Annotated in this window: 20 protein-coding genes and 1 pseudogene; 9 read left to right on the forward strand and 12 right to left on the reverse strand. The window is 72.4% G+C overall.

The window, feature by feature from the left end; genetic code table 11:
• Positions 1–139: 139 nt before the first annotated feature.
• The 4 genes from ABZ154_RS07010 to ABZ154_RS07025 all read left to right on the forward strand — a co-directional run bounded on the left by ABZ154_RS07010 (position 140) and on the right by ABZ154_RS07025 (position 4,224).
• On the forward strand, positions 140–1,408 hold the full coding sequence (locus ABZ154_RS07010; protein ID WP_356829824.1) for a DUF2092 domain-containing protein: 1,269 nt from the start codon (positions 140–142) through the stop codon (positions 1,406–1,408).
• A gap of 111 nt (positions 1,409–1,519) precedes the next feature.
• Positions 1,520–2,521 carry an ABC transporter ATP-binding protein gene (locus ABZ154_RS07015; RefSeq protein WP_356829826.1) on the forward strand — a complete coding sequence of 334 codons (1,002 nt, stop codon included), beginning with the start codon at positions 1,520–1,522 and terminating at the stop codon, positions 2,519–2,521.
• Complete coding sequence (locus ABZ154_RS07020; RefSeq protein WP_356829828.1) at positions 2,508–3,404, forward strand: ABC transporter permease; 897 nt, start codon at positions 2,508–2,510, stop codon at positions 3,402–3,404. The genes ABZ154_RS07015 and ABZ154_RS07020 overlap by 14 nt, the downstream gene beginning before the upstream one ends.
• A 229-nt stretch (positions 3,405–3,633) precedes the next feature.
• Positions 3,634–4,224, forward strand: a complete 591-nt coding sequence (locus tag ABZ154_RS07025; protein ID WP_356829830.1) for a TetR/AcrR family transcriptional regulator — start codon at positions 3,634–3,636, stop codon at positions 4,222–4,224.
• A 42-nt stretch (positions 4,225–4,266) separates the two neighbouring features.
• Here the strand turns inward: ABZ154_RS07025 and ABZ154_RS07030 are convergent, their stop codons facing one another.
• Positions 4,267–5,541, reverse strand: coding sequence for a serine/threonine-protein kinase (locus ABZ154_RS07030; protein WP_356829832.1), 1,275 nt, complete (start codon positions 5,539–5,541; stop codon positions 4,267–4,269).
• Positions 5,542–5,742: 201 nt separating this feature from the next.
• Here ABZ154_RS07030 and ABZ154_RS07035 point away from each other — a divergent pair, with 201 nt between their 5' ends.
• The gene (locus ABZ154_RS07035) at positions 5,743–5,886 is read left to right on the forward strand and encodes a hypothetical protein (protein WP_356829834.1); all 144 of its coding nucleotides are present in this window, start codon (positions 5,743–5,745) and stop codon (positions 5,884–5,886) included.
• Between the two features lie 143 nt (positions 5,887–6,029).
• The gene (locus ABZ154_RS07040; protein ID WP_356829836.1) at positions 6,030–8,132 is read left to right on the forward strand and encodes a SpoIIE family protein phosphatase; all 2,103 of its coding nucleotides are present in this window, start codon (positions 6,030–6,032) and stop codon (positions 8,130–8,132) included.
• A 40-nt stretch (positions 8,133–8,172) separates the two neighbouring features.
• Here ABZ154_RS07040 and ABZ154_RS07045 read toward each other — a convergent pair whose 3' ends face one another.
• The 4 genes and pseudogenes from ABZ154_RS07045 to ABZ154_RS07060 form a co-directional block, all read right to left on the reverse strand.
• Positions 8,173–8,979 carry an HAD family hydrolase gene (locus ABZ154_RS07045; protein ID WP_356829837.1) on the reverse strand — a complete coding sequence of 269 codons (807 nt, stop codon included), beginning with the start codon at positions 8,977–8,979 and terminating at the stop codon, positions 8,173–8,175.
• Positions 8,980–9,235: 256 nt separating this feature from the next.
• Positions 9,236–9,334: pseudogene (locus ABZ154_RS07050) on the reverse strand (DUF397 domain-containing protein); the annotation flags it as partial.
• Positions 9,335–9,441: 107 nt separating this feature from the next.
• On the reverse strand, positions 9,442–9,807 hold the full coding sequence (locus ABZ154_RS07055) for a hypothetical protein (protein ID WP_356829949.1): 366 nt from the start codon (positions 9,805–9,807) through the stop codon (positions 9,442–9,444).
• A gap of 130 nt (positions 9,808–9,937) precedes the next feature.
• Positions 9,938–10,393: a VOC family protein gene (locus ABZ154_RS07060; RefSeq protein WP_356829839.1), complete on the reverse strand. Its 456-nt coding sequence runs from the start codon at positions 10,391–10,393 to the stop codon at positions 9,938–9,940.
• 22 nt (positions 10,394–10,415) lie between these two features.
• Here ABZ154_RS07060 and ABZ154_RS07065 point away from each other — a divergent pair, with 22 nt between their 5' ends.
• Complete coding sequence (locus ABZ154_RS07065) at positions 10,416–11,045, forward strand: ABATE domain-containing protein (protein WP_356829841.1); 630 nt, start codon at positions 10,416–10,418, stop codon at positions 11,043–11,045.
• A gap of 32 nt (positions 11,046–11,077) precedes the next feature.
• On the forward strand, positions 11,078–11,272 hold the full coding sequence (locus ABZ154_RS07070; protein WP_356829843.1) for a hypothetical protein: 195 nt from the start codon (positions 11,078–11,080) through the stop codon (positions 11,270–11,272).
• Between the two features lie 23 nt (positions 11,273–11,295).
• On the opposite strand, the gene ABZ154_RS07075 is transcribed toward ABZ154_RS07070, so the two are convergent.
• The 5 genes from ABZ154_RS07075 to ABZ154_RS07095 form a co-directional block, all read right to left on the reverse strand.
• Entirely contained in the window at positions 11,296–12,030 is a 735-nt protein-coding gene (locus ABZ154_RS07075; protein ID WP_356829951.1) for a carbonic anhydrase, read from the reverse strand.
• A gap of 135 nt (positions 12,031–12,165) precedes the next feature.
• Entirely contained in the window at positions 12,166–12,633 is a 468-nt protein-coding gene (locus ABZ154_RS07080) for a hypothetical protein (RefSeq protein ID WP_356829845.1), read from the reverse strand.
• A gap of 18 nt (positions 12,634–12,651) precedes the next feature.
• Positions 12,652–14,259, reverse strand: coding sequence for an FAD-dependent oxidoreductase (locus tag ABZ154_RS07085; RefSeq protein ID WP_356829847.1), 1,608 nt, complete (start codon positions 14,257–14,259; stop codon positions 12,652–12,654).
• Positions 14,260–14,322: 63 nt separating this feature from the next.
• Entirely contained in the window at positions 14,323–15,327 is a 1,005-nt protein-coding gene (rarD, locus tag ABZ154_RS07090) for an EamA family transporter RarD (RefSeq protein ID WP_356829849.1), read from the reverse strand.
• Between the two features lie 129 nt (positions 15,328–15,456).
• Positions 15,457–16,317 (reverse strand): SDR family oxidoreductase, encoded by an 861-nt coding sequence (locus ABZ154_RS07095; RefSeq protein WP_356829851.1) that lies wholly within the window; start codon positions 16,315–16,317, stop codon positions 15,457–15,459.
• Between the two features lie 105 nt (positions 16,318–16,422).
• On the opposite strand from ABZ154_RS07095, the gene ABZ154_RS07100 reads away from it, so the two are divergent.
• Positions 16,423–16,842, forward strand: a complete 420-nt coding sequence (locus ABZ154_RS07100; RefSeq protein ID WP_356829853.1) for a helix-turn-helix domain-containing protein — start codon at positions 16,423–16,425, stop codon at positions 16,840–16,842.
• A 52-nt stretch (positions 16,843–16,894) separates the two neighbouring features.
• Here ABZ154_RS07100 and ABZ154_RS07105 read toward each other — a convergent pair whose 3' ends face one another.
• The gene (locus tag ABZ154_RS07105; RefSeq protein WP_356829855.1) at positions 16,895–17,968 is read right to left on the reverse strand and encodes a 2-oxoacid:ferredoxin oxidoreductase subunit beta; all 1,074 of its coding nucleotides are present in this window, start codon (positions 17,966–17,968) and stop codon (positions 16,895–16,897) included.
• Positions 17,961–19,925, reverse strand: a complete 1,965-nt coding sequence (locus ABZ154_RS07110; RefSeq protein WP_356829857.1) for a 2-oxoacid:acceptor oxidoreductase subunit alpha — start codon at positions 19,923–19,925, stop codon at positions 17,961–17,963. The genes ABZ154_RS07105 and ABZ154_RS07110 overlap by 8 nt, the downstream gene beginning before the upstream one ends.
• Between the last annotated feature and the right edge of the window lie 128 nt (positions 19,926–20,053).

The raw sequence follows: 20,053 nt of genomic DNA on the forward strand, positions 1-20,053 counted from the left end.
GATCCCCGGGGCTGACGCTTCCGGCCGCCCGATTTGGTCAGATGGATACCAACCACTCCTGACCACACCGGGTGAGAATGGCGGCAGGGAGTGGACGAGCAACCGGACGGAAGCCGCCGACCACGGAGGTAGGGCACACATGGCACCGAACGACAGCGCAGAGACCACAGGCGAGGCCACGGGCACGGGCACTGTCGTGGGCCGCCGGAAGGCGGCGCGCTACATCGTGCCCGTCGCGGTCGCGGGGGTGGCGGCCGCGACCATCGGGCTCGTTCCGGCACTCGCGAACTCCGGCGACCCGGACCTGCCGAAGATCAGCGCACAGGAGCTCATCGAGAAGATCGCCGCTTCCGACGCGGAGCAGCTCTCCGGCACGTTCAAGATCAGCACGGACCTGGGTCTGCCGCTCGACGGCCTGGCGGGCTCGTTCGTGCCCGGTGCCGGCTCCGGCGACGACAAGGGTTCGGGCGCCGCCGCACCGCAGGACAAGCTCATGGAGCTGACGTCCGGCACGCACACGCTGCGGGTGGCCGTCGACGGACCGGAGAAGCAGCGGCTCTCCATCCTCGGCAACGCCTCGGAGTACAGCGTCGTCCACAACAAGGGCGAGGTCTGGGCGTACGACTCGAAGTCCGACGAGGTCTACCACGCCGAGGCGCCCGAGGGCCGGGACGGCAGCGCGAAGGACGCCCCGAAGGCCCCCAAGGGCGTTCCCGCCACCCCGAAGGACTTCGCCGAGCAGGCGCTCGCGGCGGTCGGCGACACCACGTCGGTCACCGTGGACGGCACCGCGCAGGTGGCGGGCCGTGACGCGTACCAGCTGGTGATCAAGCCCAAGCAGTCCGGCTCGACGGTCGGTTCGGTACGGATCGCGGTGGACGCGGAGAACGGCGTACCGCTGAAGTTCACGCTGGCCGCGGCGGCCGGCGGCAAGGCCGTGGTCGACGCCGGATTCACCAAGGTGGACTTCGCGAAGCCCGCCGCCTCCTCGTTCGACTTCACCCCGCCCAAGGGCGCCAAGGTGACGGAGGCCGACGAGCTGGCGGCCGGCAAGGACGAGCACGGCGCGGCACAGAAGGCGCTACCGGAGCAGCTCTCCGGGCAGATCCCCGGCCTGGAAGGGCTGGGCGGCTCCGAGGGCGTCAACGTCATCGGCAAGGGCTGGACGTCGATCGCCGCCATCGAGATCCCCGGCGGCAAGGGCCTGCCCACGGCGGGCTCGGGCGATGTCCCGGCCGAGGCCCAGGGCTTCCTGGACGCGCTCGGCGACAAGGTCACCGGGAAGTTCGGCTCGGGCACGGTCTTCAAGACCCGCCTCGTCAACGCGCTGGTGACGGACGACGGCAAGGTATATGTCGGAGCGGTGACGAAGGACGCGCTGGTACGGGCGGCCGACGGCGCCAAGTAGTCCCTTCCGGGTCGCCCCGGGTCACCCGCGGCGACCCGGCCGGTCCGCCCCGTCGCGCACCCGCGCGGCGGGGCTGACCGGCCCCTGCACGGGCTGAGAGGTGCGAGCGGCATGACGGACACAGCGGCGTCGGCGGATACGGCGACAGCCCCGGCGCATACGGCCCCGGGCCCCGCCGCCCCCGTCATCGAGACCCGCGGGCTCACCAAGCGCTTCCGGGACGGCCGGCTCGCCGTCGACGGCCTCGACCTCACCGTCCCCGGCGGCAGCGTCTTCGGCTTCCTCGGCCCCAACGGCTCCGGCAAGACCACCACCATCCGGATGCTCATGGGCCTCGTCGACCCCACCTCCGGCTCGGCCACGGTCCTCGGCCGCCCCATGCCCCGGGCCGCCCGTGCGGTCCTCCCGGAGGTCGGCGCGCTGATCGAGGGGCCCGCGCTGTACGGCTACCTGAGCGGCCGCGACAACCTCCTGCGGTACGACAGCGCCGACCCCACCGCTGACCCGCGCACCCGCCGGGCCCGCGTCGCCCACGCCCTGGACCGGGTCGGCCTCGCCGCCGCTTCGGCCAAGAAGGCGAAGACGTACTCCCTCGGCATGAAACAGCGCCTCGGGCTCGCCGCGGCCCTGCTCCGGCCCCGGCGCCTGCTCGTCCTGGACGAGCCGACCAACGGCCTCGACCCGCAGGGCATGCGGGAGATCCGCTCCCTGGTCCGGGAACTGGCGGCCGAGCGGACCACGGTGTTCCTGTCCTCGCACCTGCTGGACGAGATCGAACAGGTCTGCACGCACGCGGCGGTGATGGCCCGTGGCCGGCTGCTGGCCCAGGGCCCGGTCGCCGAACTCGCCGCGAGCGCCCGCGGCCGGCTCGCCGTCACCACCCCCGACCCCGGATCCGCTGCCCGCATTCTCGAGGAGCACGGCCTCGGAGGCTTGAGCGTGGACGGCGACCGGCTGACCGCCGATGCCCCGCCCGCCACGGTGGACCTCGCGGACCTCAACGCGGCGCTGGTGGGCGGCGGGGTGCGGGTGCGGTCGTTCGGGATCGAGGGCGGGTCGCTGGAGGACGCGTTCGTGGCACTCACGGGAGAGGGATTCGATGTCGCAGGCTGAGGCCCACACGGCTCCGGAGAACAGCGGGCCCCGCCCCCGCAACCCTCTATGGACCCTCGGAATCCTCCGCTCCGAGATCACCACCACCCTCCGCCGCCACCGCACCTACGCCCTCCTGGCGGTGCTCGCGGCCGTCCCCGTACTCATCGGGATCGCGGTCCGCATCGAGACGGGCGGCGGCGGATCGGGCGGCGGGCCGGACGGCGGGGGAGGCCCGGCGTTTCTGACACAGGTCACCAACAACGGCCTCTTCCTGGTCTTCGCCGCCCTGGCGGCCACGCTCCCGGTCTTCCTCCCGATGGCCGTCGGCGTCGTCGCGGGAGACACGATCGCGGGCGAGGCGAGCGGTGGAACGCTGCGCTATCTGCTGGTCGCCCCGGCGGGCCGGACCCGGCTGCTTCTGGCCAAGTACGCCTCGGTCCTCACGTTCTGCCTGGTCGCGACGTTCGTGGTGGCGGCCTCGGCGCTGGCCGTCGGGGCGCTGCTCTTTCCCGTCGGGGACGTCACCACGATCTCCGGGACCCGGATCAGCTTCGGCGAGGGCCTGGTGCGGGCCGCGCTGACCGCGGCGGTCGTCGCGGCCTCACTGGTCGGGTTCGCCGCGCTCGGCCTGTTCGTCTCGACGCTGACCAACAGCGGGATCGGGGCGATGGCGGCGACGGTCGGGCTGCTGATCACGGTGCAGATCCTGGACAGCGTCCCGCAGCTGAGCGGCATCCACCCCTACCTGTTCACGCACTACTGGATGTCCTTCGCGGACGTCCTGCGCGAGCCGGTCCACTGGGACGAGCTCAGCAGGAACTTCCAACTCCAGGGCCTGTACGCGGCGGTGTTCGGCTCGGCGGCCTGGGCCCGCTTCACGGCGAAGGACATCACGGCCTGACCCAGGCGGGGGCGGTCGTCCGGTGGCCTGATCGGAGCGGTGATCGGTCGTCCATACCGTCGGCCGGGCGAGCCGTCCCCCGATCGGCTCGTCGCGGCACGAACGGCACGAACGGTGCGGAGGGTGGGAACGACACGACACGGTACGTTCCGTTTCCGCTTGGGTATTGTTCGGCCTGTGACGACGGCCTGTCAACAAGGAATGGCTGAAACACCCCTATGCTCACCGAATGATCACACCGCCCAGTAGCCCGCGCCGCAGCGAGAGATCACGCCGCGCGACGCTGCAGGCCGCGCTCGACCTCTGCACGGAGAAGGGGTACGGGCGCGTCACGGTGGAGGCCATAGCGGCCCGCGCCGGTGTCAGCAAGAAGACGATCTACCGCTGGTGGCCGTCAAAAGGGGCGGTCCTGCTGGAGGCGTTCACGGACGCGCTGGTGGACGCCACCCCGTTCGTGGACACCGGTGACATCGGCGCGGACCTGCGCACCCACCTGGCGGGCGCGGTGAAGCTGCTCACCGTGCCGCCCTTCGGCCCGGCCTACGCGGGCATCCTCTCCGAGCTCCACCGCGACGACGTCCTCGCGCAGGCGCTGAAGGACCAGCTGGTCGACCCGCGCGTGGAGCAGGCGGTGGCCCGGCTGCGCAGCGCCCAGGACCAGGGCCAGATCCCGCCCGGCGCGAACCTCCCGCTGGCCGTGGAGATGCTGTACGGACCCCTCTACTACCGCCACCTCCTGCGCAAACCGGTCCACGACGAGGAGACGATCGCCGCCCTCGTGGCCCATGTGCTGCGCGCGCTGGGGGCGCCGGGGCACTAGGCGGCGTCAACCGGCCTCCGGCTCGGTCTACGCGAACGCGGTCTACGTGAAGCACTCCGGGATCAGCGGCAGATCCTCCAGCCACTCCTGGAGGCGGGCCCGCCTGCGGGCCGCGAGGAGGCAGGGGTAGGGGGCGCCGTGGTGCGGGTGGACGACGACCCTGAGGTGCTTGGGCCCCTCGGCCGCGTACCAGACGGTGCGGATCCCGGCCCAGTCGAACTGCACCTCCGCGCCCGCCGGGCCGAGCGTGACGCCCACGGAGTCGACGAGGAGGGAACTCTCCGGGCCGACCGCCACGAACGTGAGGTCGGCGTCGCCCGGTACCTCGGCCGGTGCGTCGACCGTCGACGCGGTCTCGGTCGGTGCCTGGTGCGGCAGGAGGGCGTTGGACGGCGCGTACGAAGGCGGCGGGGGCGGCGGCGGTGGCGCCGCCACGCTGGGAGAGGGCACCACGGCGGGGGTGTGCACGACGGTGGGGGAGCGCACCACGGTGGGCGGGTACGGCACGGTGTCCGGTGCGAACAGGTCCAGCAGCTCCTCCGGTGTGGGCCGCTGGTCCGGCTCCTTCGCCAGGCACGCCGTCAGTACCGGCCGCAGCCCCTCCGGCACCGCGGCGAGGTCCGGCGGCTCGTGCACCGACCGGTACATCAGGCCCATCGGCGTGCCCGCCCCGAACGCACTGCCGCCCGCCGCCGCGACGAGAACGGCGCCCAGCGCGAACACGTCGGCCGCGCCACCGACCTCCAGGCCCTGAGCCTGCTCGGGTGCCAGGAACCCCGGCGTCCCGAAGGCCGTGCCGGTGGCCGTGAGGCGGGTCGATTCCAGCGCCCGCGCGATGCCGAAGTCCAGGACGCGAGGGCCGTCCGGGGCCATGATGATGTTGCCGGGCTTCAGGTCGCGGTGCACCAGCCCGCAGCCGTGGATCGCCGCGAGCGCCTCGGCGAGCGCCGCACCCAGCTGCCGCAGCCCCGCCTCGTCCATCGGCCCCTCGGCCTGCAGCAGCGCGGCGAGCGTGGGCCCGGGAACGTAAGCCGTGGCCAGCCAGGGCGCGGGAGCCGCCGGGTCCGCGTCCACCACGGGGGCCGTGTGGAAGCCGCCCACGCTCCGCGCCGCCGCCACCTCGGCGCGGAACCGCTCCCGGAAGTGCGGGTCGCTCGCGAGCTCCGGGCGCGCCACCTTCACGGCCACCGCACGCCCGCCGCGCGAACGCGCCAGATAGACGGTGCCCATGCCGCCGGCGCCCAGCTCCCGTTCCACCGCGTACCCGCCGATACGTTCCGGCAGCCTGCGGCCGTCCGCCCCGTACTCCGTCTCCATGCGCTGTACGCCCCCTTGTGTTCCGGCGGTTCAGTATGGCGCAGCGGCCTGCCCGCGCCCGGCGCAAGCCCTTACCCCACGGTCGGCCACCGTCCGCCCCGCCCCGGACAGCGTCCTTGCGTCCGTTGATCCTGATGCGCGGGCCCCTTCGTCAGCTGCGCGTTCGTCGGCTGCCAATGAGGTGCGCCGATGATGTGTGCGATGAGCGTGGTCAAGGTGTCGGGAGCGGTGACTGCCCTGCCCCGGGCGCGGAGTTCCCGGGTGCTCGGCCGGGTGGGGACGGCCGCGGTGAAGATCCCGCGTATGGACGAGGGCGCCTTTCCGCTCGGGCAGGGGTGGCCGTGATCGGCACGCACGCTCGCGGAGGTCACGCGTCACACCCCTGCCGCCCACCGGTGGCCGCTCCGGCCGTGGCGGGTGATGCTGTTCCGGCACGTGCCGGTGCTCCGGGGCAGCGGTGCGCCGGAGCCTGAGGGGCAGGTGGAGCCGTGTCGTATACCGAAACCCCGGCGGGATCCGGAACCCCTCCGGGCGGCCTGGACGATGCCCTGCTCAAGACCCTCTTCGCCCAGTCCGCCGTAGGCCTCCTCGTGCTCGACCCGCAGCTCAGGCTCGTCCGCGCCAACTCCCTCGTCGAAGGCGTCGGGACCGAGGAGTACATCGGGCTCCGCTTCACCGAGGCGTTCCGGCTCGACGACCCGCACGGGTCCGAGCAGCTCATGAAACGCGTCCTCTCAGGTGAGGGGCCCGTACGCGAGCATCTGGTACGCGGCCGGTTCCGCCACGTCCCCGGTGACCGGATCTTTCTGGTCTCCGCCTACCGCCTCGACGGTCCGGACGGTTCCGACGGCCCCGCCATCGGGCTGCTGAGCGCGGTCGTCGACGTCACCGAGCGGGAGCGGGCCCGTGCCAGGGAGACCGCGCTGGCCGCCGTGCGCGACGCGGTCGGCGGTTCCCTGGACGTGGCCACCACCTGCCGGGCCTTCGTCGACGCGCTGGTGCCGGGCTTCGCCGACCTCGCCGTCATCGAGGTGGTGGACGAGGTCCTGCGCGGAGCGAACCCTCCGGTCGGCCCCCTGCCGCCCGACACCCCGCTGCGCTGCGCGGCGGCCGGCCGCTGCGACACCGTCCGGGGCGATGAGCCGGCCGGGGCCTGCCCGGTCGGCGGAACCCGCCGCCTCCCTCCCCGCACGCCGTACGCGCGCGCCGTCACGGACCTGCGGCCCCGGCTCGTCCCGCTCGCCGCCGACACCCCGTGGCTGGCCGCCGACCCGGACGGCGCCCGGGCCATCGCGGAGGCGGGCGCGCACTCCCTCATCGTCGTGCCCCTCACCCTGCGGGGCGCCGTCCTCGGCGTGGTCAGCCTCTACCGCTGCCGGGCCGCCGAGCCGTTCGACGAGGAGGACGTCTCCCTGGCCGGTGCGGCGGCCACCCGCGCGGCCCTCGCCATCGAGAACGCCCGCCGGTACGAGCGCGAGCACGTCGTCGCCTCCACCGTCCAGCGCCGCCTCCTCTCGCAGGCCGAACGGCACCAGGCCGCCGTGGAGACCGCCCATGTGCTGCTGCCCGGCCGGGACAGCGGCTGCTGGTTCGACACGATCGCGCTCTCCGGAGCCCGTACGGCACTCGTCGTCGGCGGGGTCGCGGGGGAGGGGCTCCAGTCGGCGATCGCCATGGGCCAGCTCCGTACGGTGATCCAGGCACTGGCCGGCCTCGACCTGGAACCGGAGGAGGTACTGGCCCGCCTCAAGGAGACCGCCGACCGCCTCGCCCACGAACGCGCGGCCCTGCCCCCGAGCGACTCCCTCCACGGCGAACCGCTGCGGGCGGGATGCGTGTACGGGGTCTACGACCCGTTCACCCGGACCTGCACCATCGCCCGGGCCGGGCACCCCGCGCCCCTGATCGTCGGCGCCGACGGCCGGGTCGTTTCCCTGGACGTCCCCGAGGGCCCGGGCCTCTTCGCCGCCGACAGCGCCCTCTTCGCCCCCGCCGCGGTCACCCTGGAGGAGGGCAGCGTCCTCGCGTTCTGCACGGCCGAACTGCTCGCCGACGAGCGCGCCGAGGAGCGCATCACGCGGACCCTGGCCCACCCCGGCCGCAGCCTGCGGCAACTGGGCGACGACATCGTGTACACCCTCCCCGACGACACCCGTTCCGCTGGGGCGGCGCTGCTCCTGGCCCGTACGGGTACGGTCTCCGACCACCGGGTCGCCACCTGGGACCTCGCCCAGGAACGCACGACCCCCGCGACCGCGCGCCTGCTCGTACGCGCCCGGCTCCAGGGCTGGGGGCTCGACGAGGACACCGTCGACTCGACCGAGCTGATCGTCAGCGAGCTGGTCACCAACGCGGTCCGCTACGGAACCCCGCCGCTCCGCCTGCGCCTCCTGCTGGACGCCACCCTCACCTGCGAGGTCCACGACGGCTCCACGGCCTCCCCGCACCTGCGCCACGCCCGCACGGTCGACGAGGGCGGCCGGGGCCTGTTCATCGTCTCCCGCCTCGCCACCCACTGGGGAGCCCGCCACGGTCCCGACGGCAAGGTGCTGTGGACGGAACAGGAGCTCCCGGGGAGCGGCACGCACTGACGGGCTGGCGCTACGCCGCGCGGTCCCCGGCGGCGGCCGCTCAGCCGAACAGCCGCTCCAGCACCTCCGCCACCCCGTCCTCCGCGTTCGTCGAGGTCACCTCGTCCGCCGCCGCCCGCAGCTCCGGATGCGCGTTGCCCATCGCCACCCGGTGGCCGGAACGGCGGAACATCGGCAGGTCGTTGGGCATGTCCCCGAACGCGACCGTCCTCTCCGCCCCGATCCCCAGCAGCTCGGCCACCGCCGCGAGCCCGGTCCCCTTGTCCACCCCGTACGGAGCCAGCTCGACGGTGCCGGGCCCCGCCATGGTGACGCCGGCCAGGTCGCCCACCGCCCCGCGCGCGGCGGCGGCCAGCGCGTCGTCGCCGAGCTCCGGATGGCGGACCAGCACCTTGATGACCGGCCGCTCCCACAGGGCGCCCCGGGAGCCCACGCAGAGGGCGGGGAGCGCCGGGTTCGGCATCCGGTAGCCGTTCTCGATCAGGGTGACGCCGTCCACCCCGTCCTGGTCCACGGCCGCGAACACCGCCCCGACCTCCGCCTCGATCTTGCCGAGCGCGGTGTCGGCGGCCTCCCGGTCCAGGGTGACGGAGCGCAGGAGCCGTGCGCTGTCGGCGTCGTACAGCTGCGTGCCCTGGCCGCACACGACGAGCCCGGTGTAGGCGAGATCCGCGAGCAGCGCCCGTATCCCGGGAACCGGTCGCCCGGTGACGATCAGGTGCCGTCCCCCGGCGGAGACGGCGAGGGCGAGTGCGGCGCGGGAGCGGGCGCTGACGGTGTCGTCCGGGCGCAGCAAGGTGCCGTCCAGGTCGGTGGCGACGAGGGCATATGCGGGTGGCGTGGGCATGGGCCCCAGCCTAGAAGGGCCCGGACGGCCGCTTGCGCGGGAGGGGAGGATCCGGTAGGCGGTTCGCGTACGGGGGAGAGCCGCCGGGTCAGCGGCCCGGCTCTCGGCCCGCCGGCGGGTGCGGCCCGGCCCGCCGGGTGCGAGCGCGGACGATCAGCACGTAGGGCGTGAACCGATGGAGAAGCCCCACCGCACAGGTGCGGCGGGGCTTTTCGGCCAGGCCGTCGCGCGGCCGGGCGGCTGCTCGGACGGCGCGGAGCTCCCCGGCGCGGACGCCCGCGACGAACGCCGTGCACGCGGTGGCGGGGACGGTCGGGACCGGGCCGGTGGTGTCATTCCTGGAGTCGCGGACGGTTGCGGATGTGCGACCATTTTCCGTCGCCGGGATATGCCTGACGCTGCCTCCGGATCTGTCCCCCGTGGAAGGGGCGGGCGGTTGGCCTTCGGCCTTCGGGGAGCCCGTCATTCCCCTTGCTTCTTGATGTGCCCGATCACTTCGTTGAACTCCTCGGTCGGCGAGAAGTCGACGTACTCGCAGTCCTCGAGTGCCACCGGGGCGTGGCCGGGCGGCCAGTAGAAGGCCTCACCCGCCTCGTAGAACTCGTCGCCGTCCGGCGTCCGCATCTTCAGCCGCCCCTTGAACAGATAGCCCCAGTGCGGGCACGGGCAGAGGTCGCCGGCCAGGCCCTTGAGGGCCGGGCTCATGTCGGTGCCCTCGGGAAAACGCACGAAGGCGACCGACATGTGTCCGCCGACGTCCTGGAGGCGCAGCTCCACTCCGTCACCTGCGATGGCGACAGGGGTGTCCTTCCGGGTGGTGGCAGTCATCATTCCTCCCTCACCTTCCGAGGGACACGAGGGAAGGCCCCTCCCCTTCAGTCTGGCCCCTTGCGTCATACCGTGCGACACGGCGCCAGGGCTCGCGGGTATGCGGCCCTTCATGCCTGCGCGGAACCCTTCAGTTCACGCAGAACTCGTTGCCTTCGGGGTCCGCGAGTACGAGCCAGCTCCCGCCCGGTTCGTCGACCGCGTGAAGGATGCGCGCGCCCAGCTCCACCAGTCGTTCCGCCTGCGCGTCGCGTGCGCCCGGGGCCGTGTGCACGTCGATGTGCAGCCGGTTCTTGACCGTCTTCGGCTCCGGCACGCGCTGGAACAGCAGCCGCCGCCCCAGTCCCGTACCGCTCGTCCCGTCGTACGGGTCGTCCGGGTGCCGGGCCGCCGCGAGGTCGCGCCAGGCGCGGCGGCCGTGGACGTGGGTGGTGACGGCCTCGGGGACGGCTCCGGCGGCGAGGAGCTGCTCGACCAGAGTGCTGTTGTCCTCGATCAGATAGCCGAGGGTCTCGGCCCAGAATCCGGCCTGGGCGTGCGGGTCGGCGCTGTCGATGACGAGCTTCCAGGACAGTGTGCGAGTCATGGAAACCGTTTATAGTGGTTACATGAGTGCGAGCGCAATGGACACGCCGGGACGGCATGCGCCCCCCGGGATGCTGCTGGTTCATCCGGACGGCAGCTCGTTCCGGTTCGACCCGGGCGCCCTGTGTCTGGAGCTCCTGCCGACCGGTGGACCCGGGCCCCTCGCGCACTTCGAGGTGCTGCACGGCCCCGATGACCTGGTGCGCTGGGCGGCGGAGAGCCGGTTGCCCGGCGGGCTGGACCTCGCCGTGAGCCCGGCCGAGGTGGCGGCCGCGCGCCGTCTGCGCGACGCGCTCTGGCGGCTGGCGGAGGCCCGTGTGGCCGCGCTGCCGCCCGCGCCGGGCGACCTTGCCACCGTGAACGACGCGGCGGCGCACCCGCCCCTGACCGCCCGGCTGACCGCCGAGGGGGCGCGGGAGTGGGCGGCGGGCGCGGCCGGGACCGCGCTGCTCTCCACCGTCGCGCGGGACGCCGTCGACCTGTTCACGGGGGCCTGCGCCCACCGGGTCCGTACGTGCGGCGCCGACGACTGCCGCCTGCTGTTCGTCGACACCTCGCGGCCCGGCAGGCGGCGCTGGTGCTCGATGGAGCGGTGCGGAAACCGCCACAAGGTCCGGGCCCACCGCGCCCGGCTGACCACCGTCGACGACTGAGCCGACGACAACGGACAGGAGCGGTCCCCGCCATGCCCACCGGACTCACTCAGGACGCGGGCTGGGAGATCGGTGTCTCCCGCACGATCCAGCAACCGCCGCAGGCCGTATGGGAGTTCATCACCGGACCGGAGGGTGTCGCCCTCTGGCTCGGCGCGGAGGAGCGGGAGGAGCGGCGTACGTACTGGAAGGGTGTGATGGACCGGGTGGTGGCCGAGCTGATCTGATCTGGGGGGGGGCATCGGCCGGGTCATCGCACCCGGTGCACCAACTGCGTGCTCAGTTCGTAGCGTGCGCCGACGATCGCCAGCTTTCCCGCGTTCACCTCGGCGGCGAGATCGGCCTCATGCGACAGGCGTGAACGGACCATCCGTACCTGCGCGTCGATCGTCGCGTCCACCCGTGCGGCGCCGTGGTGGTCGTGGTCGATCGCGGGCTTGATCTGGTCGGCTATGTACTGGATGTGGGCGGGCAGCGACGCCCCCGTCTCCTCCGCCTCCACGGCGGCGGCGACCGCCCCGCACGCCTGGTGACCGAGGACCACGACCAGGGGGATGCCGAGCTCCAGGACGCCGTAGGCGATGCTCCCGAGGACTGCCTCGTCGAGGACCTCACCGGCGGAGCGCACGGTCATCAGGTCGCCGAGCCCCTGGTCGAAGACCAGCTCCGGCGGTACGCGGGAATCGATGCAGCCGAGGATGAGGGCGAACGGGTGCTGGCCGGAGACCAGCGACTGACGCAGCGGGCGCGCCTCGTGCGGGTGCCGCTGGTGCAGGGTGCGCCACCGCCGGTTGCCCGTCGAGAGCTCCGTCAGCGCGGCGGCGGGGGTGTCAGGTCTGGGGGAGGGGCGTTGGAGGGTGGTGGCTCCGGCCGGGGAGGCGCCGGTGACGAGGCCGGTTCCAGCGGCTACCGCGGCGGTGGCGACGGAGGCGCGGAGCAGGGCGCGGCGGCTGGTGGCCACCCGGTTTTGATCATGTGGGGTCATTTTCACGCACGGACCGTAACTCCGCTGTCGTCACCGGCCCTTTGCGTCGGCCAAGTCTTGGCGAACTCTTGAACTCCCCTTGGCCCCCGTGCATTTGAGGCCGCCCGGTGGTCCGCCGGTGATCGCAGCCCGACTTCAGTCCGTGCGCGGGAGGCAGGCCGCGCAGGTGTGCCCGTCCGTCGCGGCCAGCAGGCGCGCGGCGGCCTCCCGTACGGCCTGCTCCCGCGCTGACGAGGCGCCCGCGGCCAGCCGGGCCGCCGTCGGGCGGCCCTCCGCCACCGCTTCGTGCGCCGCGCGCGTCCACTCGGGGTGCTGGGCGCGGCCGGCGGCGAGGATCGAGGCGAGCAGGTCCAGCACGCCCGCCCGGTCCTTGACCGTCTCCGTCGCCGCCAGCTCCCACAGGAACGGCACCGCTGCCACCGTCGCGTCGAACACGGCCGGGGCGCCGATCCACTGATCCAGGTCCCTCAGGGCGTCATGGGCGGTCGGGCCGTCACCCCAGGCGATCCGCGACAGCATGCCGGGAACCTGGGACGCGGAGCCGTACGCGTGCTGCAGCTCGTGCCACCGCACGTTCCTCATCCCGCCCAGGACTGTCCCCATCCGGGCACTCAATCAGCCTTATCGCATCGCGTCCACCGTGCCGGGTGCTCCATGCGCCAGCCCCAGGTACTCCCGTACCGAACCGGGGTCGCCGGCCGGAGCCACGGCCCCCAGGTGGTGGTCGGGCCGGATGACGGCGAGACCGCCTCCACCTGCATCGATGCCGTACGCGGCCGCCGCATGTCCCTGGTCGTCGATCACCGCACCGGGCTCCGCCGCGCCGTGGTCCTCGTGGGCCCCGTACACCCGGCAGGTGCGGACCCCGGCGCCCTCCCCGTATCCGGCCGCCACCTCCCGCAGCACCGCCGCGCTCGCGGGGCCGAAGCCGAGGACGGTGGTGTGCGGGCCCGCGAAGGTGCCGTACAGGTGCGTGCGCTCCCCGGTCGCGGCGTTCCGGCAGGGGGCGTCGGGGGCCCGGTCCCCGGCGTACGGGCCGGTGACCGGTGCGCCGGGTGCCGTACCCGCCAGGCTGCTCCACCGGTAGCCGATGCCGAGTCCCGCCGTCTCCTGGGTCATCGCGGAACCCAGACTCCCGCCCGGCCTGCGGATCGCCTCCAGAGTGGTCCGCAGCCGGTCCGACGTCAGGTCGAGCGTCCAGGCGGCGACCGGCAGCCGCTCCTCCTCGTACGTGTTCAGCAGCCCCGCGTCCGCGTGCCCGGCGAGCACCTGGCCCAGCTTCCAGCCCAGGTTGAACGCATCCTGGATCCCGGTGTTCATCCCGAGCCCGCCCGCGATGGCGTGCACATGGACCGCGTCTCCGGCGAGGAGGGCCCGGCCCACCCGGTAGCGGTCGGCCATGCGGACGTTCACCCGGTACGTCGACAGCAGCTCGGCCCGGGTCAGGTGGTGGCCCGGCAGTCCGGTGTGCCGGGTGAGCAGCCGCCGGAAGCCGTCGAGGGAGGGCGTGAGCGGCCGGCCCTCCTCGTCCCGCTCGGGCCCGGCCTGAAACCACCACCCCGTCCGCGTGCCGGGAACGGGGCAGAGCATGACGGCCCCGTCCTCGTCGAACCACTGGTGCCACCGGTCCCGCCCCAGGTCCTCGTGGTCCAGCTCCACATCGCCGGTGACCATCACCTGGTCATCGGCGGTCGTCCCGTCGAACGTGATCCCGAGCAGTTCGCGTACGGAGCTGTGGGCGCCGTCGCACCCGACGACGTACCGCGCCCGCGTCGCCCGGCCCTCCGCGAACATCACGTCCACGTGCTCCCCGCCCGCCCCCTCCACCAGGCCCACGACCTCGCGGCCCAGCTCGACGTGGACGCCGTGACCGGCCAGCCGGGTGCGCAGGATCTCCTCCAGCCGCCACTGGGCGATCAGCCACGGCCGGTCGAACCGTGCGGCCGACGTCGGGGCCGCGTCCGCCCACGGGTCGGTCTCGGTGACCGGGCGGTGGTCGCGGTACACGCGCATGGGCAGCGGCGCCGAACCGGCGGCCAGCACCTCGTCCACCACCCCGAGGTCCGCCAGGATCTCCAGCGACCGGGGGTTGGGGCCCTTGGCGCGCGAGGTGCGGGGGTGGGCGGGGGACCTGTCCACGATGCGTACGGCGGAGCCCCGCCGGGCCAGGTCGAGAGCCAGGGTCAGGCCGGTGGGGCCCGCGCCCACGATGAGTACGTCGTCGGTCATGGCTGCTGCTCGGTCACGTTCCGTCATAGCCGACAGGAAAACGTAACCGAGTAATAAAAGCAACTAGGTAATCTTTTGTTGGGTCGCGGTCTCCGGGGCCTCGAATGCGGGGGTCGCGGTCTGCGGGCTCGTAGGCGCGGGGGCCGCCGCAGCTGTCACCAGCAGCTTCGCCGCCAGGACCCGGTTGCGGCGGGCGTTGCGCAGGGCGTCCCAGGTCAGAAGGGAGAGGGCCAGCCAGACCAGCGCGAACCCGGCCCACCGCTCCGGCGGCATCTCCTCGTGGAAGTAGACGATGCCCAGGACGAACTGGAAGACCGGCGCCAGGTACTGCAGCAGCCCCAGGGTCGACAGCGGCACCCGGATCGCCGCCGCGCCGAAGCAGATCAGCGGGACCGCCGTGACGATGCCCGTCGCGGCGAGCAGCGCCCCGTGGCCCGCGCCCCCGGCCGTGAACGTCGACGCGCCGGTGGCCGCCAGCCAGAGCAGGAAGCCGAGTGCGGGCAGGAACAGGACGGCGGTCTCGGCGGCCAGCGACTCCAGGCCGCCCATGTTGACCTTCTTCTTCACCAGGCCGTACGTGGCGAAGGAGAACGCCAGGATCAGCGAGACCCACGGCGGCCGCCCGTACCCGATCGCCAGGACGAGTACGGCGGCCAGGCCGGTGGCGACCGCGACCCACTGCACCGGCCGGAGCCGCTCGCCGAGCAGGAGGACGCCCATGGCGATGGTGACCAGCGGGTTGATGAAGTAGCCGAGCGAGGCCTCGACGACCTGGCCGTTGTTCACGGCCCAGATGTAGAGGCCCCAGTTGACGGTGATGGTCGCCGCCGCCACCGATATCAGCCCCAGCTTGCGCGGGTCGCGGGCCAGCTCGCCGATCCAGGCCCAGCGCCGGATCACGAGCAGGGCGATCCCGACGACGGCCAGCGACCAGACCATGCGGTGGGCGAGGATCTCGATCGCCCCGGACGGCTTCAGCAGCGGCCAGAAGAGGGGGACGATGCCCCACATCCCGTACGCGCCGACTCCGTACAGCAGGCCGGCCCGCTGTTCGTTCTTCCCCTTCACGGGCCCCTCCCGGACTACCTGTGCCGGCGCGTCTGCCCGACGGGATGACGGTAACGCCGGAAGGTCCTCGTGTCATAGCCGTTTCAGGTAGACACTCATGACACGCGACCCGGTGTGCGGGTCAGGGGGTCAGGCGCCGGAGAGAGCCGCGCGAACGGTCGTGGCCAGGGGGGTGGTCGGGCGGCCGGTCAGCCGGGCCAGGTCACCGCTCGTCCCCGCGAGCAGCCCGCGCGCGATGGCCTCGTCCACGTCGGTGAGGATCGCGGCGAACCCCTCGGGCAGGCCCGCGCCGACCAGGATCTCCTGGTGCACGGCGGCCGGGACCTGCTTGTACGTGATCTCCTTGCCGGTCACCTCGGACAGCAGGGCCGCGTACTCGGCGAGCGACCAGGCCGTGTCGCCGCTCAGCTCGTAGGCCTTGCCGAGGTGGCCCTCGCCGGTCACCACGGCCACCGCCGCGGCGGCGTAGTCGGCCCGGGCGGCGGAGGCGATCCGGCCCGCGCCCGCGTTGGCGACGACCGCGCCGTGCTCCAGGACGGGGGCGAGGTTGGCGGTGTGGTTCTCCGTGTACCAGCCGTTGCGCAGGAAGGTGTACGGCAGCCCGGAGTCCAGGATCAGCTGCTCGGTGGCCTTGTGCTCGTCGGCCAGCAGGAAGTCCGCGTCCGGTCCGCCGAGGATGCCCGTGTACGCCAGCTGGGCCACGTCCGCCGCCTTGGCCGCCTCGATGAGCGCGGTGTGCTGCGCGACCCGCTTGCCCACTTCGCTGCCGGAGATCAGCAGCACCCGGTCGCCGGCCCGGAAGGCCTCGGCGAGGGTCTCGGGGTGGTCGTAGTCGGCGATACGGAGCTCGACGCCCCGGGCGGCGAGTGCGGCGGCCTTCTCCTTGTTGCGGACGACCGCGACGATCTCGCCGGCCGGGACCGTGGCCAGCAGTTCGTCGATGACGAGACGGCCGAGTTCTCCGGTGGCTCCGGTGACGACGATGCTCATGGGGGGGCTCCTGTTTCGCGGGTGCTGTCTGCGGTTGCCTTCCCGGCCGAGCGTAAGGCAGACGCTAACTAATTGAAAGTACCCACTTTGAAGTAAGGTACCCGCATGGGAGTCAGTGAGAACGGTGCGGGAGCGGGCCCGGTCGGCCTGGCAGGCCTGCCGAAGCCCGTGCAGGACGTCAACCAGCCGATGTGCCCGTCACGCCTGGTGCTGGAGCATGTGACGAGCCGCTGGGGCGTCCTCGTCCTGGCGGCCCTGCTGGAGCGCTCGTACCGCTTCAGTGAGCTGTGCCGCACGATCGGCGGGGTCAGCGAGAAGATGCTGGCCCAGACCCTCCGGACGCTGGAGCGCGACGGCTTCGTCCACCGGGACGCGCAGCCGGTGATCCCGCCCCGCGTGGACTACTCGCTGACCCCGCTCGGCACCGAGGCCGCCGAACAGGTGTGGGCGCTCGCCCGCTGGACCGAACGCCAGGTGGACGCGGTGCAGGCGGCGCGCGAGGCGTACGACGAGGCCCGGACCTGATCCTCCTGTTCGGGGGATCGGGCCCGGGCCTGCTTCCGGTGGCTGCGGCTTGTCAGCCGACGACGGTCCAGGTGTCGGACCCGGCGAGGAGCGCGCCGAGATCGCCCTTGCCGTCGCGCTCCACGGCGGCTTCCACCTGGTCGGACATCAGGGTGTCGTAGACGGGCCGCTGGACACTGCGCAGCACCCCGATGGGGGTGTGGTGCAGGGTGTCGGCGTCGGCGAGCCGGGACAGGGCGAACGCCGTCGTGGGGGAGTCGGCGTGGGCGTCGTGGACGAGGACCTGGGAGCGGTTCTCGTCGGTGACGGCGACGACCTCCAGGTCACCGGTGGCCTGGTTGCGGACCACGCCCTTGGAGCCGTCGGCGCCGAAGAGGATCGGCTGCCCGTGTTCGAGGCGGATGACGGCCTCGGCGGCCTGCTCCTTGTCCTTGAGTACCTCGAAGGCTCCGTCGTTGAAGATGTTGCAGTTCTGGTAGATCTCCACCAGCGCTGTACCCGGATGCTCGGCCGCCGCGCGCAGCACGCTGGTGAGGTGCTTGCGGTCGGAGTCGACCGTGCGCGCCACGAACGAGGCCTCCGCGCCGAGGGCGAGGGACACCGGGTTGAAGGGCGCGTCGAGCGAACCCATCGGCGTCGACTTGGTGATCTTGCCGATCTCGGAGGTGGGGCTGTACTGGCCCTTGGTCAGCCCGTAGATCCGGTTGTTGAAGAGCAGAATCTTCAGGTTGACGTTGCGGCGCAGGGCGTGGATGAGGTGGTTGCCGCCGATGGAGAGCGCGTCGCCGTCACCGGTGACCACCCAGACCGACAGATCGCGGCGGGAGGTGGCGAGCCCGGTGGCGATGGAGGGGGCGCGGCCGTGGATGGAGTGCATCCCGTAGGTGTTCATGTAGTACGGGAAGCGGGAGGAGCAGCCGATGCCGGAGACGAAGGTGATGTTCTCCTTGGCCAGCCCCAGCTCCGGCATGAACCCCTGCACCGCGGCGAGGACGGCGTAGTCGCCGCAGCCGGGGCACCAGCGCACCTCCTGGTCGGACTTGAAGTCCTTCATGGACTGTTTCGCCTCGGCCTTGGGCACCAGCTGCAGCAGTTCGTTGTGCCGCAGTTCCTGGGTGTCAGGCATCGATGGCCTCCTTGAGAGCTGTGGCGAGCTGCTCGGCCTTGAACGGCATCCCGTTGACCTGGTTGTAGCTGTGGGCGTCCACCAGATACTTCGCCCGCAGCAGCATCGCGAGCTGACCGAGGTTCATCTCCGGGACGACGACCTTGTCGTAACCCTTCAGCACCTCGCCGAGATTTTCCGGGAAGGGGTTGAGATGTCTGAGGTGGGCCTGGGCGATGGGCTGCCCGGCGGCGCGGAGCCGGCGGACGGCGGCGGTGATCGGCCCGTACGTCGAACCCCAGCCGAGCACCAGCGTCGCCGCTCCGGCGGGGTCGTCGACGACGAGGTCGGGGACCTCGATGTTGTCGACCTTCGCCTGGCGGGTGCGGACCATCAGGTCGTGGTTGGCCGGGTCGTAGGAGATGTTGCCGGTGCCGTCCTGCTTCTCGATGCCGCCGATGCGGTGCTCGAGGCCGGGCGTGCCGGGGATCGCCCAGGGGCGGGCCAGGGTCTGCGGGTCGCGCTTGTAGGGCCAGAAGACCTCGGTGCCGTCGGCCAGGGTGTGGTTCGGGCCGGTGGCGAAGGGGGTGGTGAGGTCGGGCAGGCTGCTTGTCTCCGGGATGCGCCACGGCTCTGAGCCGTTGGCGATATAGCCGTCGGAGAGCAGGAAGACCGGGGTGCGGTACGTGAGGGCGATGCGGGCCGCCTCGATCGCGGCGTCGAAGCAGTCGGCCGGGGTCTGCGGGGCCACGATCGGGACCGGGGCCTCGCCATTCCTGCCGTACATCGCCTGGAGCAGGTCGGCCTGCTCGGTCTTGGTCGGCAGTCCGGTGGAGGGGCCGCCGCGCTGGATGTCGATGATCAGCAGCGGCAGCTCCAGGGAGACCGCGAGCCCGATCGTCTCCGACTTCAGCGCCACACCCGGCCCCGAGGTCGTGGTCACCCCCAGCGCCCCGCCGAACGCGGCGCCCAGCGCCGCCCCGATTCCGGCGATCTCGTCCTCGGCCTGGAAGGTGCGTACACCGAAGTTCTTGTGGCGGGACAGCTCGTGCAGGATGTCCGAGGCCGGGGTGATCGGGTACGAGCCCAGGTAGAGCGGCAGGTCCGCCAGCTGCCCGGCGGCGATCAGGCCGTAGGACAGGGCGAGGTTCCCCGAGATGTTGCGGTAGGTGCCGGTGGGGAAAGCCTGCGAGGCGGGAGCGACCTCGTAACTGACGGCGAAGTCCTCGGTCGTCTCGCCGAAATTCCACCCGGCCCGGAAGGCGGCCACGTTCGCCTCGGCGATCTGCGGCTTCTTCGCGAACTTCTGCCGCAGGAACGTCTCCGTCCCCTCGGTCGGCCGGTGGTACATCCACGACAGCAGCCCGAGCGCGAACATGTTCTTGGACCGCTCGGCCTCCTTGCGGGAGAGCCCGAACTCCTTCAGCGCCTCGATCGTCAGCGTCGTCAGCGGCACCGGGTGGACGTTGTACGCCTCCAGAGACCCGTCCTCCAGCGGATTGGTCGCATATCCGACCTTCGCCATCGGGCGCTTGGTGAACTCGTCGGTGTTCACAATGATCTCGGCGCCGCGCGGCACGTCGTCGATGTTCGCCTTCAGGGCGGCGGGGTTCATCGCGACCAGGACGTTGGGTGCGTCGCCGGGGGTGAGGATGTCATGATCGGCAAAGTGGAGCTGGAAGGAAGAAACCCCTGGCAGGGTGCCTGCGGGGGCCCGGATCTCGGCGGGGAAGTTCGGCAGGGTGGAGAGATCGTTGCCGAACGATGCCGTCTCCGAGGTGAACCGGTCACCCGTGAGCTGCATCCCGTCACCCGAGTCACCCGCGAAACGGATGATCACCCGGTCCAGGCGGCGGACCTCTTTCCCGTCGCCGCCGGTGGTTCCCGTCGTTCCTGACAGGGGGGCGCGCTGACCCCCGAGGACGGCATCGTTGGCCTCATCGGCCTTCTCTGCCGCGCTACTGACCTGGCTCGTCACTGAACTGGACCTCCCTTGGGGCGGCGGTTCGGAACCGTCCGGTCAGCCGGCGGCTCCAGAGGCAACCCTACGTCCGTGCGGTTCGCCCTCCAGGGGCCGATCATATGGTGGACACTGTTTTGAGACAC

It is taken from the genome of Streptomyces sp. NPDC006261, assembly GCF_040613515.1.
GTDB lineage: Bacteria > Actinomycetota > Actinomycetes > Streptomycetales > Streptomycetaceae > Streptomyces.